14 protein-coding genes are annotated in these 15,188 nt (G+C 61.2%); 7 read left to right on the top strand and 7 right to left on the bottom strand.

Annotated features, from left to right (window positions below):
• The first annotated feature begins 6 nt into the window (after positions 1–6).
• Positions 7–2,097: a 4-alpha-glucanotransferase gene (gene malQ, locus ATE40_RS19550; RefSeq protein ID WP_063918389.1), complete on the top strand. Its 2,091-nt coding sequence runs from the start codon at positions 7–9 to the stop codon at positions 2,095–2,097.
• Positions 2,098–2,166: 69 nt separating this feature from the next.
• Here the strand turns inward: malQ and nfuA are convergent, their stop codons facing one another.
• Both nfuA and gntX read right to left on the bottom strand, forming a co-directional pair.
• On the bottom strand, positions 2,167–2,742 hold the full coding sequence (gene nfuA / locus ATE40_RS19545) for a Fe-S biogenesis protein NfuA (RefSeq protein WP_004930777.1): 576 nt from the start codon (positions 2,740–2,742) through the stop codon (positions 2,167–2,169).
• Between the two features lie 58 nt (positions 2,743–2,800).
• Positions 2,801–3,484, bottom strand: a complete 684-nt coding sequence (gene gntX / locus ATE40_RS19540; protein ID WP_063918390.1) for a DNA utilization protein GntX — start codon at positions 3,482–3,484, stop codon at positions 2,801–2,803.
• A 40-nt stretch (positions 3,485–3,524) separates the two neighbouring features.
• On the opposite strand from gntX, the gene bioH reads away from it, so the two are divergent.
• A complete protein-coding gene (gene bioH, locus ATE40_RS19535) occupies positions 3,525–4,295 on the top strand; it encodes a pimeloyl-ACP methyl ester esterase BioH (protein ID WP_019455165.1) in 771 nt (256 codons plus the stop codon).
• Positions 4,296–4,565: 270 nt separating this feature from the next.
• Positions 4,566–4,850 (top strand): YdgH/BhsA/McbA-like domain containing protein, encoded by a 285-nt coding sequence (locus tag ATE40_RS19530; RefSeq protein WP_019455164.1) that lies wholly within the window; start codon positions 4,566–4,568, stop codon positions 4,848–4,850.
• A 43-nt stretch (positions 4,851–4,893) separates the two neighbouring features.
• Here ATE40_RS19530 and ATE40_RS19525 read toward each other — a convergent pair whose 3' ends face one another.
• The 5 genes from ATE40_RS19525 to greB all read right to left on the bottom strand — a co-directional run bounded on the left by ATE40_RS19525 (position 4,894) and on the right by greB (position 11,316).
• Complete coding sequence (locus ATE40_RS19525) at positions 4,894–5,133, bottom strand: FeoC-like transcriptional regulator (RefSeq protein WP_063918391.1); 240 nt, start codon at positions 5,131–5,133, stop codon at positions 4,894–4,896.
• Positions 5,133–7,448 (bottom strand): Fe(2+) transporter permease subunit FeoB, encoded by a 2,316-nt coding sequence (feoB, locus tag ATE40_RS19520; protein ID WP_063918392.1) that lies wholly within the window; start codon positions 7,446–7,448, stop codon positions 5,133–5,135. The genes ATE40_RS19525 and feoB overlap by 1 nt, the downstream gene beginning before the upstream one ends.
• Before the next feature lie 72 nt (positions 7,449–7,520).
• Positions 7,521–7,745 carry a ferrous iron transporter A gene (feoA, locus tag ATE40_RS19515; protein ID WP_063918424.1) on the bottom strand — a complete coding sequence of 75 codons (225 nt, stop codon included), beginning with the start codon at positions 7,743–7,745 and terminating at the stop codon, positions 7,521–7,523.
• A gap of 606 nt (positions 7,746–8,351) precedes the next feature.
• Positions 8,352–10,685 (bottom strand): Tex family protein, encoded by a 2,334-nt coding sequence (locus ATE40_RS19510; RefSeq protein ID WP_019455160.1) that lies wholly within the window; start codon positions 10,683–10,685, stop codon positions 8,352–8,354.
• A gap of 157 nt (positions 10,686–10,842) precedes the next feature.
• Positions 10,843–11,316, bottom strand: a complete 474-nt coding sequence (gene greB / locus ATE40_RS19505) for a transcription elongation factor GreB (protein WP_019455159.1) — start codon at positions 11,314–11,316, stop codon at positions 10,843–10,845.
• A gap of 230 nt (positions 11,317–11,546) precedes the next feature.
• On the opposite strand from greB, the gene cbpA reads away from it, so the two are divergent.
• The 4 genes from cbpA to envZ all read left to right on the top strand — a co-directional run bounded on the left by cbpA (position 11,547) and on the right by envZ (position 15,161).
• Positions 11,547–12,506, top strand: coding sequence for a curved DNA-binding protein (gene cbpA, locus ATE40_RS19500; RefSeq protein ID WP_019455158.1), 960 nt, complete (start codon positions 11,547–11,549; stop codon positions 12,504–12,506).
• A 5-nt stretch (positions 12,507–12,511) separates the two neighbouring features.
• Complete coding sequence (locus ATE40_RS19495) at positions 12,512–12,817, top strand: chaperone modulator CbpM (RefSeq protein ID WP_019455157.1); 306 nt, start codon at positions 12,512–12,514, stop codon at positions 12,815–12,817.
• 257 nt (positions 12,818–13,074) lie between these two features.
• On the top strand, positions 13,075–13,794 hold the full coding sequence (gene ompR / locus ATE40_RS19490; protein WP_004709363.1) for an osmolarity response regulator transcription factor OmpR: 720 nt from the start codon (positions 13,075–13,077) through the stop codon (positions 13,792–13,794).
• Entirely contained in the window at positions 13,791–15,161 is a 1,371-nt protein-coding gene (envZ, locus tag ATE40_RS19485) for a two-component system sensor histidine kinase EnvZ (protein WP_025159901.1), read from the top strand. Before ompR ends, envZ begins: the two co-directional genes overlap by 4 nt.
• The last annotated feature ends 27 nt before the right edge of the window (positions 15,162–15,188 follow it).

The following is a 15,188-nucleotide window of genomic DNA, read 5'->3' as shown; positions in this document are numbered from 1 at the left end:
GAGCGAATGGATCGCAAGCGTATCGATCAGGCGGCAGCGCAGGCGGGGATCGCTGCCGATTTCATCAATGCCCACGGCAAGCGGCAGGCGATTGAACCGGAGACCAAGCGCAGGCTGTTGGCGGCCATGAACTGGGGCGCTGCCGAACGGGAAAGCGCGCCGCCGCCGTTACCGGCGGTCAAGGTATTCTATCAGGGCGCGCCGTTGGCGCTGACGCCGGCGGGCGAAGGCGAATATCTGTGGGCGCTGCAGCGTGAAGACGGCGAATGCCTGCAAGGGCGCGTCGGCGCGCGCAAGACCCTGACGCTGCCCGGCGATCTGCCGGCGGGTTACCACCAGTTGACGTTGAGCCAGGGCGCCCAGCAGTGGTCATGCCGGGTGATCGTCGCGCCGAGGCGCTGCTTTGAGCCGGACGCCTTGCTGACCGGCAAAAAACTGTGGGGCGCCTGCGTTCAGCTGTATACGCTGCGTTCCGATCGCAACTGGGGCATCGGCGATTTCGGCGATCTGCGCCTGATGGTAGAAGAGGTGGGCGAGCGCGGCGGCGCTTTTGTCGGTCTCAATCCGATCCATGCGCTGTACCCGGCTAACCCGGAGAGCGCCAGCCCCTACAGCCCCTCGTCGCGCCGCTGGCTGAATCTGGCGTACATCGATGTCAATGCCGTGGAGGATTTCCAACGCAGCGAAGCGGCGCAGCGCTGGTGGCAGAAGCCGGCGACGCAGAAACAGCTGGCCAAGGCGCGCGCCACGGAGTGGGTGGATTATACCGCCGTGATGCAGCTGAAACTGGCGGCGCTGAAGCTGGCGTTCCCGCTGTTTCAGGCGCGCAAGCCGAACGACGCGCAGCGTCAGGCGTTCGAGCTGTTCGTGACGGACGGCAGCGACAGCCTGTATCAGCAGGCGGCGTTCGACGCGCTGCATGCCCATTTGGCGGCGGAGGACGTCAGTCAGTGGGGGTGGCCGGCCTGGCCCGAGCGTTATCGGCAGGGGGATGGCGAAGCGGTGCGGCAGTTCTGCGCCGAACATCAGGAGGCGGTCCGTTTTTACCTGTGGCTGCAGTGGCTGGCGGCCACGCAGTTCGCGCAGTGTTTTGAGCAGAGTCAGCAGCAGCAGATGCCGATCGGCCTGTATCGCGATCTGGCGGTCGGCGTGGCGGAAGGCGGAGCGGAAACCTGGTGCGACCGCGAGCTGTACTGCCTGAAAGCGTCGGTCGGTGCGCCGCCGGATATTCTGGGGCCGCTGGGGCAAAATTGGGGCCTGCCGCCGATGGATCCGCACGTGATGGCGGCGCGCGGCTATCAGCCGTTTATCGATCTGTTGCGTGCCAACATGACCAGCTGCGGCGCGCTGCGTATCGATCACGTGATGGCGCTGCTGCGGTTGTGGTGGATCCCTTATGGCGAAACTGCCGATCGCGGCGCCTACGTCAAATACCCGGTGGACGATCTGCTGGCGGTGCTGGCGCTGGAAAGTCAGCGTCATCGCTGCATGGTGATCGGCGAGGATCTTGGCACGGTGCCGGTGGAGATCGTCGGCAAGCTGCGCGACAGCGGCGTCTACTCTTACAAAGTGCTCTATTTCGAAAGCGACGGCGAGCACCATTTCCGCGCACCGCAGGCCTATCCGGTGCAGGCGATGGCGACCATCACCACCCACGATTTGCCGACGCTGCGCGGCTATTGGCAAAGCGACGATCTGACGCTCGGCAACCGGTTGGGGCTTTATCCGGACGCGGCAATACTGCGGGAGCTGTTCGCCGACCGGGAACGCGCCAAGCAGGGGTTGCTGGATGGGTTGCATCACTACGGCTGCGTGCCGCAGAAGGTGGGCAAAAGGGCGGCGCTGCTCGGCATGAGCCCGCTGCTCAATCGCGGCCTGCAACGTTATGTCGCCGACAGCGCCAGCGCCTTGCTCGGCCTGCAGCCGGAAGACTGGCTGGACATGGCCGATCCGGTCAACATTCCCGGCACCAGCGATCAATACCCTAACTGGCGGCGCAAGTTGACCCAGACGCTGGAGGAGATGTTCGCCGATCCGCGGATAAACCGGCTGCTGAAGGATTTGGATAAACGGCGCCGCAAGGTGTCGGTGGGCTGAAAACGACAATGCCGGAACGGGTTCCCCCTTCCGGCATTGTGTTATCTACCGTGGCGCGAGCGCCGGGTATCAGTAGTAAGAGTGCTCACCGCGCTGGTGCTCGGTGAGATCACGCACGCCTTTCAGTTCCGGGAACTTCTGCAGGAGCTCTTTCTCGATGCCTTCTTTCAACGTGACGTCCACCATCGAACAGCCGTTGCAACCGCCGCCGAACTGCAGGATGGCCATGTTGTCGTCGGTGATCTCCATCAGCGTTACGCGGCCGCCGTGGCCCGCCAGCTGCGGGTTGATCTGCGATTGCAGCACGTATTCCACGCGCTCCATCAGCGGTGCGTCGTCATCGACCTTGCGCATCTTGGCATTCGGCGCTTTCAGCGTCAGCTGAGAACCCAGCTGGTCGGTCACGAAGTCGATTTCGGCGTCTTCCAGATACGGCGCGCTCAGCTCATCGACATAGGCGGACAGCTTGTCGAACTTCAGTTCGGTATCCGTCGCTTCTACCGCGTCCGGCGGGCAATAAGAGACACCGCATTCGGCCGTCGGCGTGCCCGGGTTGATCACGAATACGCGGATTTGGGTGCCTTCTTCTTGATTTGCCAGCAGTTTGGCAAAGTGTTCCTGTGCAGCATCTGTTATACGGATCATAGCATTAGCTCAATAGTTGACTTCTATAGTCGGTTATAATACGCCCATTGCCGTGGCACTACAACGTGCGGCAAACGCACCATATCTGCACCGAGGCGGCACCTTGCCGCCGCAGCAGCGCCGCGATCGCCGAGACGGTGCTGCCGGTGGTCACCACGTCATCCACCAGGGCGATATGCCGGCCGGCGACCGGCACGGTACAGGCGAACGCGCGCTGCAGATTGCGCCTGCGGGCCGAGGCGCTCAGCCGCTGTTGCAGGGCGGTTTTGCGTACCCGGCGCAAGGCGGTGGGCCGATAGGCACAGCCCAGCCAGCGCGCCAGCTGCCGGGCCAACAGATCGCTCTGGTTATAACCCCGGCGCCAGCAGCGCGTTGCATGCAAAGGTACCGCTAAAATCAGGTCGGGTCTGTTCAGATACTGCTCTGCGCGCGCCTGCCGCCACTGCAGCAGCATCAGGCGCGCCAACGCCGGCGCCAATTCGGGCGCGCGGTGAAATTTGAACCTTTTTACCAGCAGGCTGAGCGGCGTCACGTAGTCGCCGACGAACACCAGCCGCTGCCAGGGCGGCGGCCGTTGCAGGCAGCGGCCGCAGGGCGTTTGCGTATCACCGGCGGGCAGCCCGCAGCACGGGCAACACGGCGGCCTGGCCGGCAGATGGCGCAAACAGCAGCTGCAGATGCCATGACGCATCAGGCTTAATGGCTGCCGGCATAGCCAACAGCGGCCGCGGGTTGATAGCATAGCGTCTCCGAGACGAATAGGCATGAAAGGACAATAACCAATGACAGCGCTGTACTGGCAAACGATAGGTGAAGGCGAACGCGATCTTGTGCTGCTGCACGGTTGGGGATTGAACGCTGAAGTGTGGAGTTGCATTCAGGCGCGACTGACGCCGCATTTTCGCCTGCATCTGGTCGACCTGCCGGGATACGGCCGCAGCCAGGGATTCGGCGCTCTGTCGCTAGAGCAGATGACGGAGATTGTGCTGGCGGCCGCCCCGCCGCAGGCCTGGTGGCTCGGCTGGTCGCTCGGTGGGCTGGTGGCCAGCCAGGCGGCGTTGATGCAGCCGCAGCGGGTCAATGGGCTTATCACCGTGGCTTCCTCGCCATGCTTTGCCGCTCGCGATGAGTGGCCGGGGATCCGTCCGGACGTGCTGAGCGGTTTCCAGCACCAGCTGAGCCTGGATTTCCAACGCACCGTCGAGCGTTTTCTGGCGCTGCAGACGCTGGGCACCGAAAGCGCGCGTCAGGATGCGCGCCAGCTGAAAGCGGTGGTGCTCAACCAGCCGACGCCGAGCGTCGAGGTGCTGAACGGCGGGCTGGAGATCCTGCGCACCGCCGATCTGCGTGCGCCTCTGGCGGCGCTGGATCTGCCGCTGCTGCGGATCTATGGCTATCTGGACGGGCTGGTGCCACGCAAGGTCGCCGAGCTGCTCGATACCGCCTGGCCGAACTCCACGTCGCAGATGGTGGCTAAGGCCGCTCATGCGCCGTTTATCTCTCATCCCGACGAATTTGTGACGACGATCGAAGCGTTTATTGCAGCACATTGAATGCGGCGGCAAAACGCACAATAAGGTGCGAAAAAAAACACCGCCGGGTGGATAAAAGACAAAGCTGTTCGATACTTAGTGAGTCAATGCGTTGGCTGCAAAATGAAAAGACCGTACGCGGCGCTTTTCATTTTGGCGTTTCGTCTCTGGGAAACAGGCACCGTCAGGGAAAGCAACGGAGCCTGAGGATGTCGCGGCAGCCTGATGTACTACGCATGGATTCTTGACGGCTTTCATAACAGATAAATTATCCATTGAGAGGTTAGTGTCATGAAATCATTGAAGATGATTATTGCAGCGGCAGTGCTGGGTTCGGTGTCTTTCGGCTCCATGGCGGCAACCCTGCTGACCAAGGAGGATCTGGATAAAAACCCGGGTAAATACGAGAAGATCGGCACCGTGACCACCACGGCGCAGACCACGTCGCCGATGGATGCCAAGGAAGAGCTGTCCAAACTGGCGGACGAAAAGGGCGGGCAATATTACGTGGTTCTGGCGGGTCGCGAACACGGTAAATTCAGCGCCATCGCCGAAGTTTACAAAGACAAGAAATAAGCCTTCAACGGCAAAGGGGCGCCCGCCGTGGCGCCCCCGATCTTCAGGCCTTCAGCCGGTAGATAACCGTGCCGCACCCCTGGCCCTGCGGGCAGCTTTTGCAGCTGCCGCTCAGACAGGCGCCCTCATCCTGTTCGATACGCTCCACTTTCCCCATCGCCGCCAAACGGTCCAGCATCGCCTGCACCAGCGGCAGCGGCGTCGCCAGCGATTGGCTGAGCTGCTGCGCCTGGGCGCTGCCGAGCAGCGCCAGCGCATCGCGCACCTGCAGCAGCCCGGCCATCAGTGGCAATTCCCTTTGGCGCCCTGGCAGCAGGCCGCCGGCGTGGCGTTGCCCAGGCGTACCGTGACGCGACTGCGTGCCCGGCGCAGGCCGAACAGTACCAGCAGATTCACCGCCACCACGGCCAGGATCGCCGTCAGGCTGTACTGCGGGTGTTGGTTGAAGGTCGCCGCCTGATAGAACAGCGTTGCCAGCGAATAGGCGACGTTCAGCCCCCACAGGATGGAGAATGTCATCCAACCGCGGCTCGATTCACGGGCGATGGCGCCCATCACCGAGACGCAAGGCACATATAGCAGCACGAAGATCAGGTAGCTGTAGGCGGAGATGCCCGAGCCGAATTTGCTGCTCATCACCCCCATCGAGCCGACGCCCATCTCGCCGTCGCCCTTGCTGGCTTCGATCGGGTTGGAGAGCACGCTCAGGCTGAAGGTGTTTTTCAGGCCGTCCCAGGTTTCCTGCAGCGCGCCGCCCAGCTCATCGAGCAGATTGAAGTTGGCGGCGTCGAACGCTTCTTTGTTGATATGCTCGGCGGTATACAGCGTATTCAGCGTGCCGACCACCACTTCTTTTGCCATCGCGCCGGTCACCAGCCCGACGGTGGCCTGCCAGTTGTCGCTGTGGACGCCCATCGGTTGCAGCAGCGGCGTCAGCACCTTGGAGACCGAGGCCAGCGCGGAGTCGTTGATGTTGTCGACCGTCTTGCCGCTGAACGAGAAGCTGTTCAGGCCGCCGATAAATATGCTGGCCACCACGATCACCTTACCGGCGCGCAGCACGAAACCTTTCAACCGCTGCCAGGTTTGCAGCAGCAGGCTTTTCAGGTGCGGCACGTGATAGACCGGCAGCTCCATCACGAACGGCGAGGCTTCGCCGCGCATGATGGTGTATTTCAGCACCAGACCGGTGAGAATCGCCACCGCGATGCCGAGCAGGTACAGCGAGAACACTACCCCGGCGCCGTCCTGGCCGAAGAAGGCGGCGGCGAAGACCGCGAAGATAGCCAGACGCGCGCCACAGGACATGAACGGCGCCATCATGATGGTGATCAGCCGCTCTCGCTGGGCGTCCAGCGTGCGGGCGCCCATGATGGACGGCACGTTGCAGCCGAAGCCGACGATCAGCGGCACGAAGGATTTGCCCGGCAGCCCGAGCGCCTGCATCAGGCGGTCCATCACGAACGCCGCGCGTGCCATATAGCCGGAATCCTCCAGGAACGACAGGAACAGGTACATCATGCCGATCTGCGGCACCAGCGGCAGCACGGTGTTGATGCCGCCGCCGACGCCCTGCGCCAGGAAGACGGTCAGCCAGTCGGGGAAGTGCAGGGTATAACCCAGCCACTGAATGCCCTGGATGAAGATCGCCGCCGAGCCGATATCGAAGATCGGCTGCAGCGCGCCGCCGATGTTGATCGCCAGCAGGAACATCAGGTACATCACCAGCAGGAAGATCGGCACGCCCAGCCAGCGGTTGAGGATCATTTTATCCAGCAGCTCGGTCAGGCGGTTGGGCATCGCCTGCTGCGAGTTGCTGACCGCGTCGCACAGGGTGGCGATAGACTGGTAGCGCGCGTCGGCGATAACCAGTGCCGGGTCTTCTTGCTGCTGCTGTTGCAATGCCTGGGTAGCCGCAGGCAGCAACGCGACGGCGGGGCCGGCCAGCCGGTGGCTGTAAATGTCGCCTTCCAGCATCTGCAGCGCCAGCCAGCGGCGCTGCGCCGCCGGCAGCGTTTGCGGCATGGCGTCGCTCAGCGTGGCGACCTCTTTCAGCAACAGCGGCGGGTAGTTCACCAGTGCCTGCTGCTCGTTGATGTGATGATTGTCGATCATTTGCTTCAGCACGCCGATGCCGTCGGCGCGGGTGGAGACCATCGGCACCACCGGGCAGCCGAGGCGTGCCGACAGCGCGGCGACGTCGATATCGATATGCTGGCTTTTGGCGATGTCGAGCATGTTCAGCGCCACGATGCAGGGAATGCCCAGCTCCAGCAGCTGCAGCGTCAGATAGAGATTGCGCTCCAGGTTGGAGGCGTCGACCACGTTGATCAGCAGATCGGCGTCGCCGCTCAAAATGTAGTGGCAGGCGATCTGCTCATCGAGCGAGGTCTGTTCCGAGATGGTGGTGAGGGAGTAGGTGCCGGGCAGATCGACCAGCCGCACGTCGGACTGCGGGGTAGTGAAATGGCCTTCTTTGCGTTCGACCGTCACGCCCGCCCAGTTGCCGACCCGTTGGCGCGCGCCGGTCAGCTGGTTGAACAGCGTGGTTTTGCCGGAGTTCGGGTTACCGATTAAACCGATGGTGAGTTTTTTCATAGTTCAGCGTGTCGTCTTCAAGGAGAACAGCGCCGGCGCAAAGGCGCGTCGGCAAACGGAGGGCGCGCCGGCTCAGGACTGACTGTCGAGTTGCAGCAGCGCCAGATCCTTCCTGCGCAGCACCAGGCTGACGCGGCGAGTTTTAATTTCTATCGGATCGCCCAGCGGTGCGACGCGCACCACTTCGAATGAAGAGCCGGGCAGCATGCCGAGCGATAACAGTTTCTGGCGATAGGCCGGCGCAATTTCACTGGAAAAGCCGGCGATTTTATACGTGTGTTTAGGTTGAAGCTGCATGTGATTAACCTTCCGGGTGCCGATGAACATCGGGCTGATAATAATTGGACGTTGCCGGCGAAAATGCCACGCCGTCGGCGCTATTCATCCATAAGGTCATGCAATAAATTGAGCGCAAATAATAGTAATTATCATTATCGCGTTCAATACAAAAAGTAAGGGTATTGTAACCAATTATTATGGCGGCGGCAGTTTTTGGTTGTGTCGCTTTGATAAGCCCCGTTTTACCACTGCTTTTACTCGGCGACAAATGAGAATGGTGAGTTAAATCAGTTGCGTATTTGTAGCCGAGTTTTCTCGTTTGCAAATATTGATGGCGTTTTTCCCTTATTTATTTCTGATGAAAGGCAATTCAATAACATTATTCCGCCGTAATACGAGCGGTAACCATTTGTGTTTCGCTCACAATTCGCAAAATGAAAAATGCGTGTTAACGACGTTGTTAATAAACGGCTACAGAAGGGATTTTTGCCGCTTTAACAATGGGAGGGCGGTCACGCAGCAACGGGAAATAAAAAGATGAAGGTTTATTGAGTCGGGTCAAAAAATGCCGCAAGTTTTCTTTCTCGGCAAGGGCGGAGCAGGCTCCGCCCTGACGGTTCTGGCTTAGCGTTTCTTACCGAACGCCGCGGCCAGCGCGTCGCCCATGGCGCTGTTGCCGGCCGGCGCCGCGTTGCGCGGTTTGGCCTTGTTGCCGCCCGCCGAACGATTGGCGTTGTCGCGCGTTTGCGCCGGCGCATTGCCGCCGCGGCGCGGCGAACCTTCGCCCGGTTGCTCATCCAGCCGCATGCTCAGCGCGATGCGTTTGCGTTGCAGATCGACTTCCATCACCTTCACTTTGACGATGTCGCCGGCCTTCACCACGGTATGCGGATCTTCAACGAACTTGTCCGCCAGCGAGGAGATGTGTACCAGGCCGTCCTGATGCACGCCGATATCCACGAAGGCGCCGAAGTTGGTGACGTTGGTGACCGATCCTTCGAGGATCATGCCCACCTGCAGATCGTTGAGGGTTTCCACGCCTTCGGCAAAGGTCGCGGTTTTGAACTCCGGACGCGGATCGCGGCCCGGTTTCTCCAGCTCTTTCAGGATGTCGGTAACCGTCGGCACGCCGAACTTGTCGTCGGTGAAATCGACCGCTTTGAGACTGCGCACCGCCGAAGCGTTGCCCATCAGGTCCTGCAGCGCCTGCTCGGTAGCGGCCAGAATGCGTTGCACCACCGGGTAGGCTTCCGGGTGAACGGTCGAAGCGTCCAGCGGATTGTCGCCGTGGTTGATGCGCAGGAAGCCGGCGCACTGTTCGAAGGCCTTCGGCCCCAGACGGCTGACCTTCAGCAGCTGTTCACGGTTGCTGAAGCGGCCGTTCTCGTCGCGCCAGTTGACGATGTTCTGGGCCATCATGCGCGTCAGGCCGGCCACGCGGGTCAGCAACGGCACCGACGCAGTGTTCAGGTCGACGCCGACGGCGTTCACGCAGTCTTCCACCACCGAGTCCAGCTTCTTCGCCAGCTGGCTCTGGCTGACGTCATGCTGATACTGGCCGACGCCGATGGATTTCGGGTCGATCTTCACCAGCTCCGCCAGCGGATCCTGCAGGCGACGGGCAATGGACACCGCGCCACGCAGCGACACGTCGAGATCCGGGAATTCCTGCGCCGCCAGTTCGGACGCGGAATACACCGACGCACCCGCTTCGCTGACGATCACTTTCTGCGCCCGGACGTCGCTGAACTGCTTCTGCAGGTCGAGATAGAAACGCTCGGTTTCACGCGAAGCGGTGCCGTTGCCGATCGCCACCAGTTCCACGTGGTGTTTGATGCACAGCGCCGCGACGATGGTGGCGGCTTTGGCCGCTTGCCCGGTGTGCGGGTAGACGGTGTCGGTGGCCACCAGCTTGCCGGTCGCGTCGACCACGGCGACTTTCACCCCGGTGCGCAGGCCAGGATCGAGGCCCATGGTGGCGCGCATGCCGGCCGGTGCGGCCATCAACAGATCATGCATGTTGCGGGCGAAAACGTTGATCGCTTCGTCTTCCGCGCGTTCGCGCACCGTGCCCATCAGCTCGGTTTCCAGGTGCAGCAGCACCTTGATGCGCCAGGTCCAGTTGACCACCGCCTTGCGCCAGGCGTCGGCCGGGGCGTTGTTCAGACGCAGGTTGAGGTGGTTGATGATGATCAGCTCCGCCTGGCTTTCGCGCGGCGCTTCCTCAAACTGCGGATCGGCGTTCAGCGCCAGCTGCAGCACGCCTTCGTTGCGGCCGCGGAACATCGCCAGCGCGCGGTGCGAAGGCACCTGAGAAATCGGTTCGTGGTGATCGAAGTAGTCGCGGAACTTGGCGCCTTCTTCTTCCTTGCCTTCGACCACTTTGGACACCAGATGGGCGTTTTTCCACAGGTAGTCGCGCACCTTGGCCAGCAGCGCGGCGTCTTCGGCGAAGCGCTCCATCAGGATATAGCGCGCGCCGTCGAGGGCGGCTTTGACGTCCGCCACGCCCTTGTCGGCGTCGACGTAGCGTTCGGCCAGCTGCTCCGGCTGCTGCTGGGGATCTTGCCACAGCGTGTCCGCCAGCGGTTCCAGACCGGCTTCGATGGCGATCTGGCCGCGGGTGCGGCGCTTCGGTTTGTACGGCAGGTAGAGGTCTTCGAGTTCGGTCTTGCTCAGCGTGGCGTTGATCGCCCCCGCCAGTTGTTCGGTCAGTTTGCCCTGTTCATCGATCGACTTCAGGATAGTCTGGCGACGATCTTCCAGTTCACGCAGATAACCCAGGCGGGTCTCCAGCTGGCGCAGTTGGGTGTCGTCCAGGCCCCCGGTGACTTCCTTACGATAGCGTGCAATAAAGGGCACGGTATTACCTTCATCCAGCAGACGGATGGCGGAGTCGACTTGCTCCGGCCGGGCCTGCAGTTCTGTTGCAATAATGCGGCTCAGTGGGTCATTCATAGGTCTGGTATCTGTATTGAGAACGGTGAATAAACAGGGGACAGTTATACGGATTGATCGGGGAAAATGCCAGCGGAGCGGGCCGCCGCCGCGCGGCCGCGGCGTAGAGAACTGCGCAGGCGGCGGCGTTGGCGGCGGTTCGGAAAAAGCTGAAAGCTTACTTCGGGTAGTCTATCTCGTTAACGTACCACTGCGCTTCGCCCAGCGGGGTATTGACGGTGGCGATGTCCCCGACCTCTTTTTTCAGCAGGGCGCGCGCCATCGGCGCGTCGATGGAGATGTAATCCTTGCGGCCGAAAATCTCGTCGTAACCGACGATGCGAAAGCGTTTGATCTCGCCGTCGTCGTTCTCCACCTCTACCCAGGCGCCGAAGAACACCTTGCCTTCCTGCTGCGGGGAGTAATCGACGATCTTCAACTGCTCCAGGCATTTGGTCAGATAGCGGACGCGGCGGTCTATTTCGCGCAGCCGCTTCTTGTTGTATTGGTAGTCGGCGTTTTCGCTTCTGTCGCCCAGGCTGGCGGCCCAGGTCACTTTCTTGGTCACCTCGGGGCGTTCTTCGCGCCAGAGGTAATCCAGCTCTTGTTTGAGCTTGTCATACCCTTCACGGGTTATCAGTTGAGTTCTCATCGTGATTTATCTTTATGGGGCCACCGCCACAGTGTACGTGAATGCGGAAGGCTTTAAAAATGGCGCGCGGGCCTGCGCCTTGCCGCACGGTTTTTATTCAGTTTGCGCAGCTTTTAACAATCGGGAGTATGCTTAGCGATAGCGGAAAAGGAATGTGACGAAAGGAGGATATCTGGCGAGAGAGACAAGGAATTTTGGCGCACAACCCAACACATTGAAGGTATTACCGCATGGAATTTAAAGATTACTACGCAACGATGGGCGTCGAGCCCAACGCCGATCTGAAAACCATCAAAACGGCCTACCGCCGGCTGGCGCGTAAATATCACCCTGACGTGAGCACCGAAGAAGACGCCGAGAGCAAGTTCAAGGAGCTGGCCGAAGCCTATGAGGTACTGAAGGACGAAGAGCGCCGCGCCGAGTACGATCAGATCCGGCTGCACCGCAACGATCCGAACTTTGGCCGCCAGGCGCGCGGCGACCACGGTGGCTATCAGCAGAGCGCTTCATGGCACGGTGGCGGCGACGCACAAGACTTCTCCGATTTCTTCGAGAGCATGTTCGGCGGCCGGACGGCGGGCAGCCACCGTTCCTCTGCGCATTCGCACGGCGGGCACGGCTTCCGCGGCCAGGATCTGGAGATGGAAGTGCCGCTGTTTCTCGAGGAAACGCTGCATGGCCAAAGCCGCGAGATTTCCTACAAGCTGCCGGTGTACGACGAGCTGGGGCGGCAGGTGAGCGAAGCCAGCAAAACGCTGAACGTGAAAATCCCGGCGGGCGTCGGCGACGGCGAACGCATTCGCCTCAAGGGGCAGGGTGTCGCCGGTGTGGGCGGCGGCCAGAACGGCGATCTGTATCTGGTCATCCGCCTCGCGCCGCATCCGCTGTTTGAGATCGACGGCCACAACCTGAGCATCGTGGCGCCGCTCGCACCGTGGGAAGCGGCGCTCGGCGCCAGCATCGAGGTGCCGACGCTGACCGGCAAGATCGCGCTGACCGTGCCGGCCGGCAGCCAGAGCGGCAAACGGCTGCGGGTCAAAGGCAAAGGGCTGGCGGGCAAGAAAGAGCCCGGCGATCTGTACGTCATTCTCAAGGTGGTGATGCCGCCGAAACCCAACGAGAAAGCCAGCGCCCTGTGGCGAGAACTGGCCGAGCAGGCGCCGTTCAACCCACGCGCGGAATGGGAGTAAAGCACATGATGAAGAAAGAGATCACCTTCACCGTGGTGGAATTGTGCCAACGGGTGGAAATTTCAGAGGATGAGCTGGTCGAGATCGTCGGCCTGGGCGTGATCGTGCCGCTGGAGCCGGCGCAGCCGAGTTGGGTGTTCGATTATCCGGCGCTGAGCCATCTGCAGCGTGCGCGCAGGCTGCGGGCCGAACTGGATCTGGACTGGCCGGGGATCGCCATGGCGCTGACGCTGCTCGACCGGGTGGATGCGTTGCAGCAAGAAAACCGTCAGCTGCGTAGGCAGCTGGCGCGTTTCCTGCAGACTTCCTGACCCGATATCAAAACGCCACCGTGCGGTTCGCCGGTGGCGAAATTGCGTAAAATTGGGCCGCTGCCCCACATTGCGCCGATAAAGGGCGAAATTTTGACGAACCCCCGTCGACATTCGATGAAAATTGTTGATAAATGGGGAAAAGAATAAGCTTTGTAACAATTTCGTCTAGAATACATACCATTAAACGCTGTCTCAAATGGCAAGGTTTTCTAACAATATTCGAGTCAGGCAATAAAGCCTTTGGGAGTAATACCATGCAAGAGAATCATAAGATCCTGGTTGTCGATGATGACATGCGCCTGCGCGCGCTTTTAGAACGTTATTTAACCGAGCAGGGCTTCCAGGTTCGCAGCGTCGCCAACGCTGAGCAAATGGATCGCTTGCTGACCCGTGAATCCTTCCATCTGATGGTGCTCGATCTGATGTTGCCGGGCGAAGACGGTCTGTCCATTTGCCGCCGCCTGCGCAGCCAGAGCAACCCGATGCCGATCATTATGGTCACCGCCAAAGGCGAAGAGGTCGATCGCATCGTGGGGCTGGAAATCGGCGCCGACGACTACATTCCTAAACCGTTCAACCCGCGTGAGCTGTTGGCTCGCATCCGCGCGGTGCTGCGCCGTCAGGCTAACGAACTGCCGGGCGCGCCTTCGCAGGAAGAGGCGGTGATCGCGTTCGGCAAATTCAAACTGAACCTCGGCACCCGCGAGATGTTCCGCGAAGACGAGCCTATGCCGTTGACCAGCGGCGAGTTCGCGGTCCTGAAGGCACTGGTCAGCCACCCGCGTGAACCGCTGTCGCGCGATAAGCTGATGAACCTGGCGCGTGGCCGTGAATACAGCGCCATGGAACGTTCCATCGACGTGCAGATCTCTCGTCTGCGCCGCATGGTTGAAGAAGATCCGGCGCATCCGCGTTATATCCAGACCGTTTGGGGTCTCGGCTACGTGTTCGTTCCGGACGGCAGCAAGGCATGAGGCGATTGCGCTTTTCACCGCGTAGCTCGTTTGCCCGAACCCTGTTGTTGATCGTCACCTTGCTGTTCGTCAGCCTGGTGACGACCTATCTGGTGGTGCTGAACTTCGCCATCCTGCCCAGCCTGCAGCAGTTCAACAAGGTGTTGGCTTACGAAGTGCGTATGCTGATGACCGATCGGCTGCAGCTGGAGGATGGCACGTTGCTGGAAGTGCCGCCGGCGTTCCGTCGTGAGATCTACCGCGAGCTGGGCATCTCTCTCTACACCAATTCGGCGGCGGAAGAGAGCGGCCTGCGCTGGGCGCAGCACTACCAGTTCCTCAGCCAGCAGATGGCGCAGCAGCTTGGCGGGCCGACCGATGTGCGGGTGGAGGTGAACAAGAACTCCCCGGTGGTGTGGCTGAAAACCTGGTTGCAGCCCGATATCTGGGTACGCGTGCCGCTGACGGAAATCCATCAGGGCGACTTCTCTCCGCTGTTCCGCTATACGCTGGCGATCATGCTGCTGGCGATCGGCGGCGCCTGGCTGTTTATCCGTATTCAAAACCGCCCGCTGGTGGAGCTGGAACATGCGGCGCTGCAGGTGGGCAAGGGCATTATTCCGCCGCCGCTGCGCGAGTATGGCGCTTCCGAAGTGCGCTCGGTGACTCGTGCGTTCAATCAGATGGCGTCGGGCGTCAAGCAGCTGGCGGACGATCGCACCTTGCTGATGGCCGGGGTCAGCCACGACCTGCGCACGCCGTTGACGCGCATCCGGCTGGCGACGGAGATGATGAGCGCCGAAGACGGCTATCTGGCCGAGTCGATCAATAAAGACATCGAAGAGTGCAACGCCATCATTGAACAGTTCATCGATTATCTGCGCACCGGGCAGGAAATGCCGACCGAAAGCAGCGATCTGAACGCCATTTTGGGCGAGGTGGTCGCGGCGGAGAGCGGTTATGAGCGGGTGATTGAAACCGCGCTGTCGCCGGGCGAGCTGATGATGAACGTACACCCGCTGTCGATTAAGCGTGCGGCGGTGAATATGGTGGTGAATGCGGCGCGTTACGGCAACGGTTGGATCAAAGTCAGCAGCGGCCGCGAGCTGCAGCGCGGCTGGTTCCAGGTCGAGGATGACGGCCCGGGCATCAAGCCGGAAGAGTTGAAGCACCTGTTGCAGCCGTTCGTACGCGGCGACAGCGCGCGCAGTACCAGCGGCACCGGTCTGGGGCTGGCGATCGTGCAGCGTATTATCGATGCGCACGACGGGGCGCTGGATATCGGCACCAGCGAACGCGGCGGGTTGTTGATCCGCGCGTATATCCCGCTGCCGATGGAGAAAAAAGAGTCGGCCAACGGCCATCAAACGGCCAGGGAAAACGCCTGACCCTCCTGGCGCGGGCTGCCTCGCTGC

Origin of the sequence: Serratia surfactantfaciens (assembly GCF_001642805.2) — a bacterium.
Taxonomy (GTDB): domain Bacteria; phylum Pseudomonadota; class Gammaproteobacteria; order Enterobacterales; family Enterobacteriaceae; genus Serratia; species Serratia surfactantfaciens.
This window is presented reverse-complemented; position numbering and strand designations above follow the sequence as displayed.

Coding starts and splice junctions, on each gene's coding strand:
- greB (WP_019455159.1), bottom strand. CDS start 11,316: ATGAGAACTCAACTGATAACCCGTGAAGGGTATGACAAGCTCAAACAA.
- bioH (WP_019455165.1), top strand. CDS start 3,525: ATGACAGCGCTGTACTGGCAAACGATAGGTGAAGGCGAACGCGATCTT.
- feoA (WP_063918424.1), bottom strand. CDS start 7,745: ATGCAGCTTCAACCTAAACACACGTATAAAATCGCCGGCTTTTCCAGT.
- ATE40_RS19530 (WP_019455164.1), top strand. CDS start 4,566: ATGAAATCATTGAAGATGATTATTGCAGCGGCAGTGCTGGGTTCGGTG.
- envZ (WP_025159901.1), top strand. CDS start 13,791: ATGAGGCGATTGCGCTTTTCACCGCGTAGCTCGTTTGCCCGAACCCTG.
- ATE40_RS19510 (WP_019455160.1), bottom strand. CDS start 10,685: ATGAATGACCCACTGAGCCGCATTATTGCAACAGAACTGCAGGCCCGG.
- nfuA (WP_004930777.1), bottom strand. CDS start 2,742: ATGATCCGTATAACAGATGCTGCACAGGAACACTTTGCCAAACTGCTG.
- ATE40_RS19495 (WP_019455157.1), top strand. CDS start 12,512: ATGATGAAGAAAGAGATCACCTTCACCGTGGTGGAATTGTGCCAACGG.
- malQ (WP_063918389.1), top strand. CDS start 7: ATGGATCGCAAGCGTATCGATCAGGCGGCAGCGCAGGCGGGGATCGCT.
- gntX (WP_063918390.1), bottom strand. CDS start 3,484: ATGCTATCAACCCGCGGCCGCTGTTGGCTATGCCGGCAGCCATTAAGC.
- cbpA (WP_019455158.1), top strand. CDS start 11,547: ATGGAATTTAAAGATTACTACGCAACGATGGGCGTCGAGCCCAACGCC.
- ATE40_RS19525 (WP_063918391.1), bottom strand. CDS start 5,133: ATGGCCGGGCTGCTGCAGGTGCGCGATGCGCTGGCGCTGCTCGGCAGC.
- feoB (WP_063918392.1), bottom strand. CDS start 7,448: ATGAAAAAACTCACCATCGGTTTAATCGGTAACCCGAACTCCGGCAAA.
- ompR (WP_004709363.1), top strand. CDS start 13,075: ATGCAAGAGAATCATAAGATCCTGGTTGTCGATGATGACATGCGCCTG.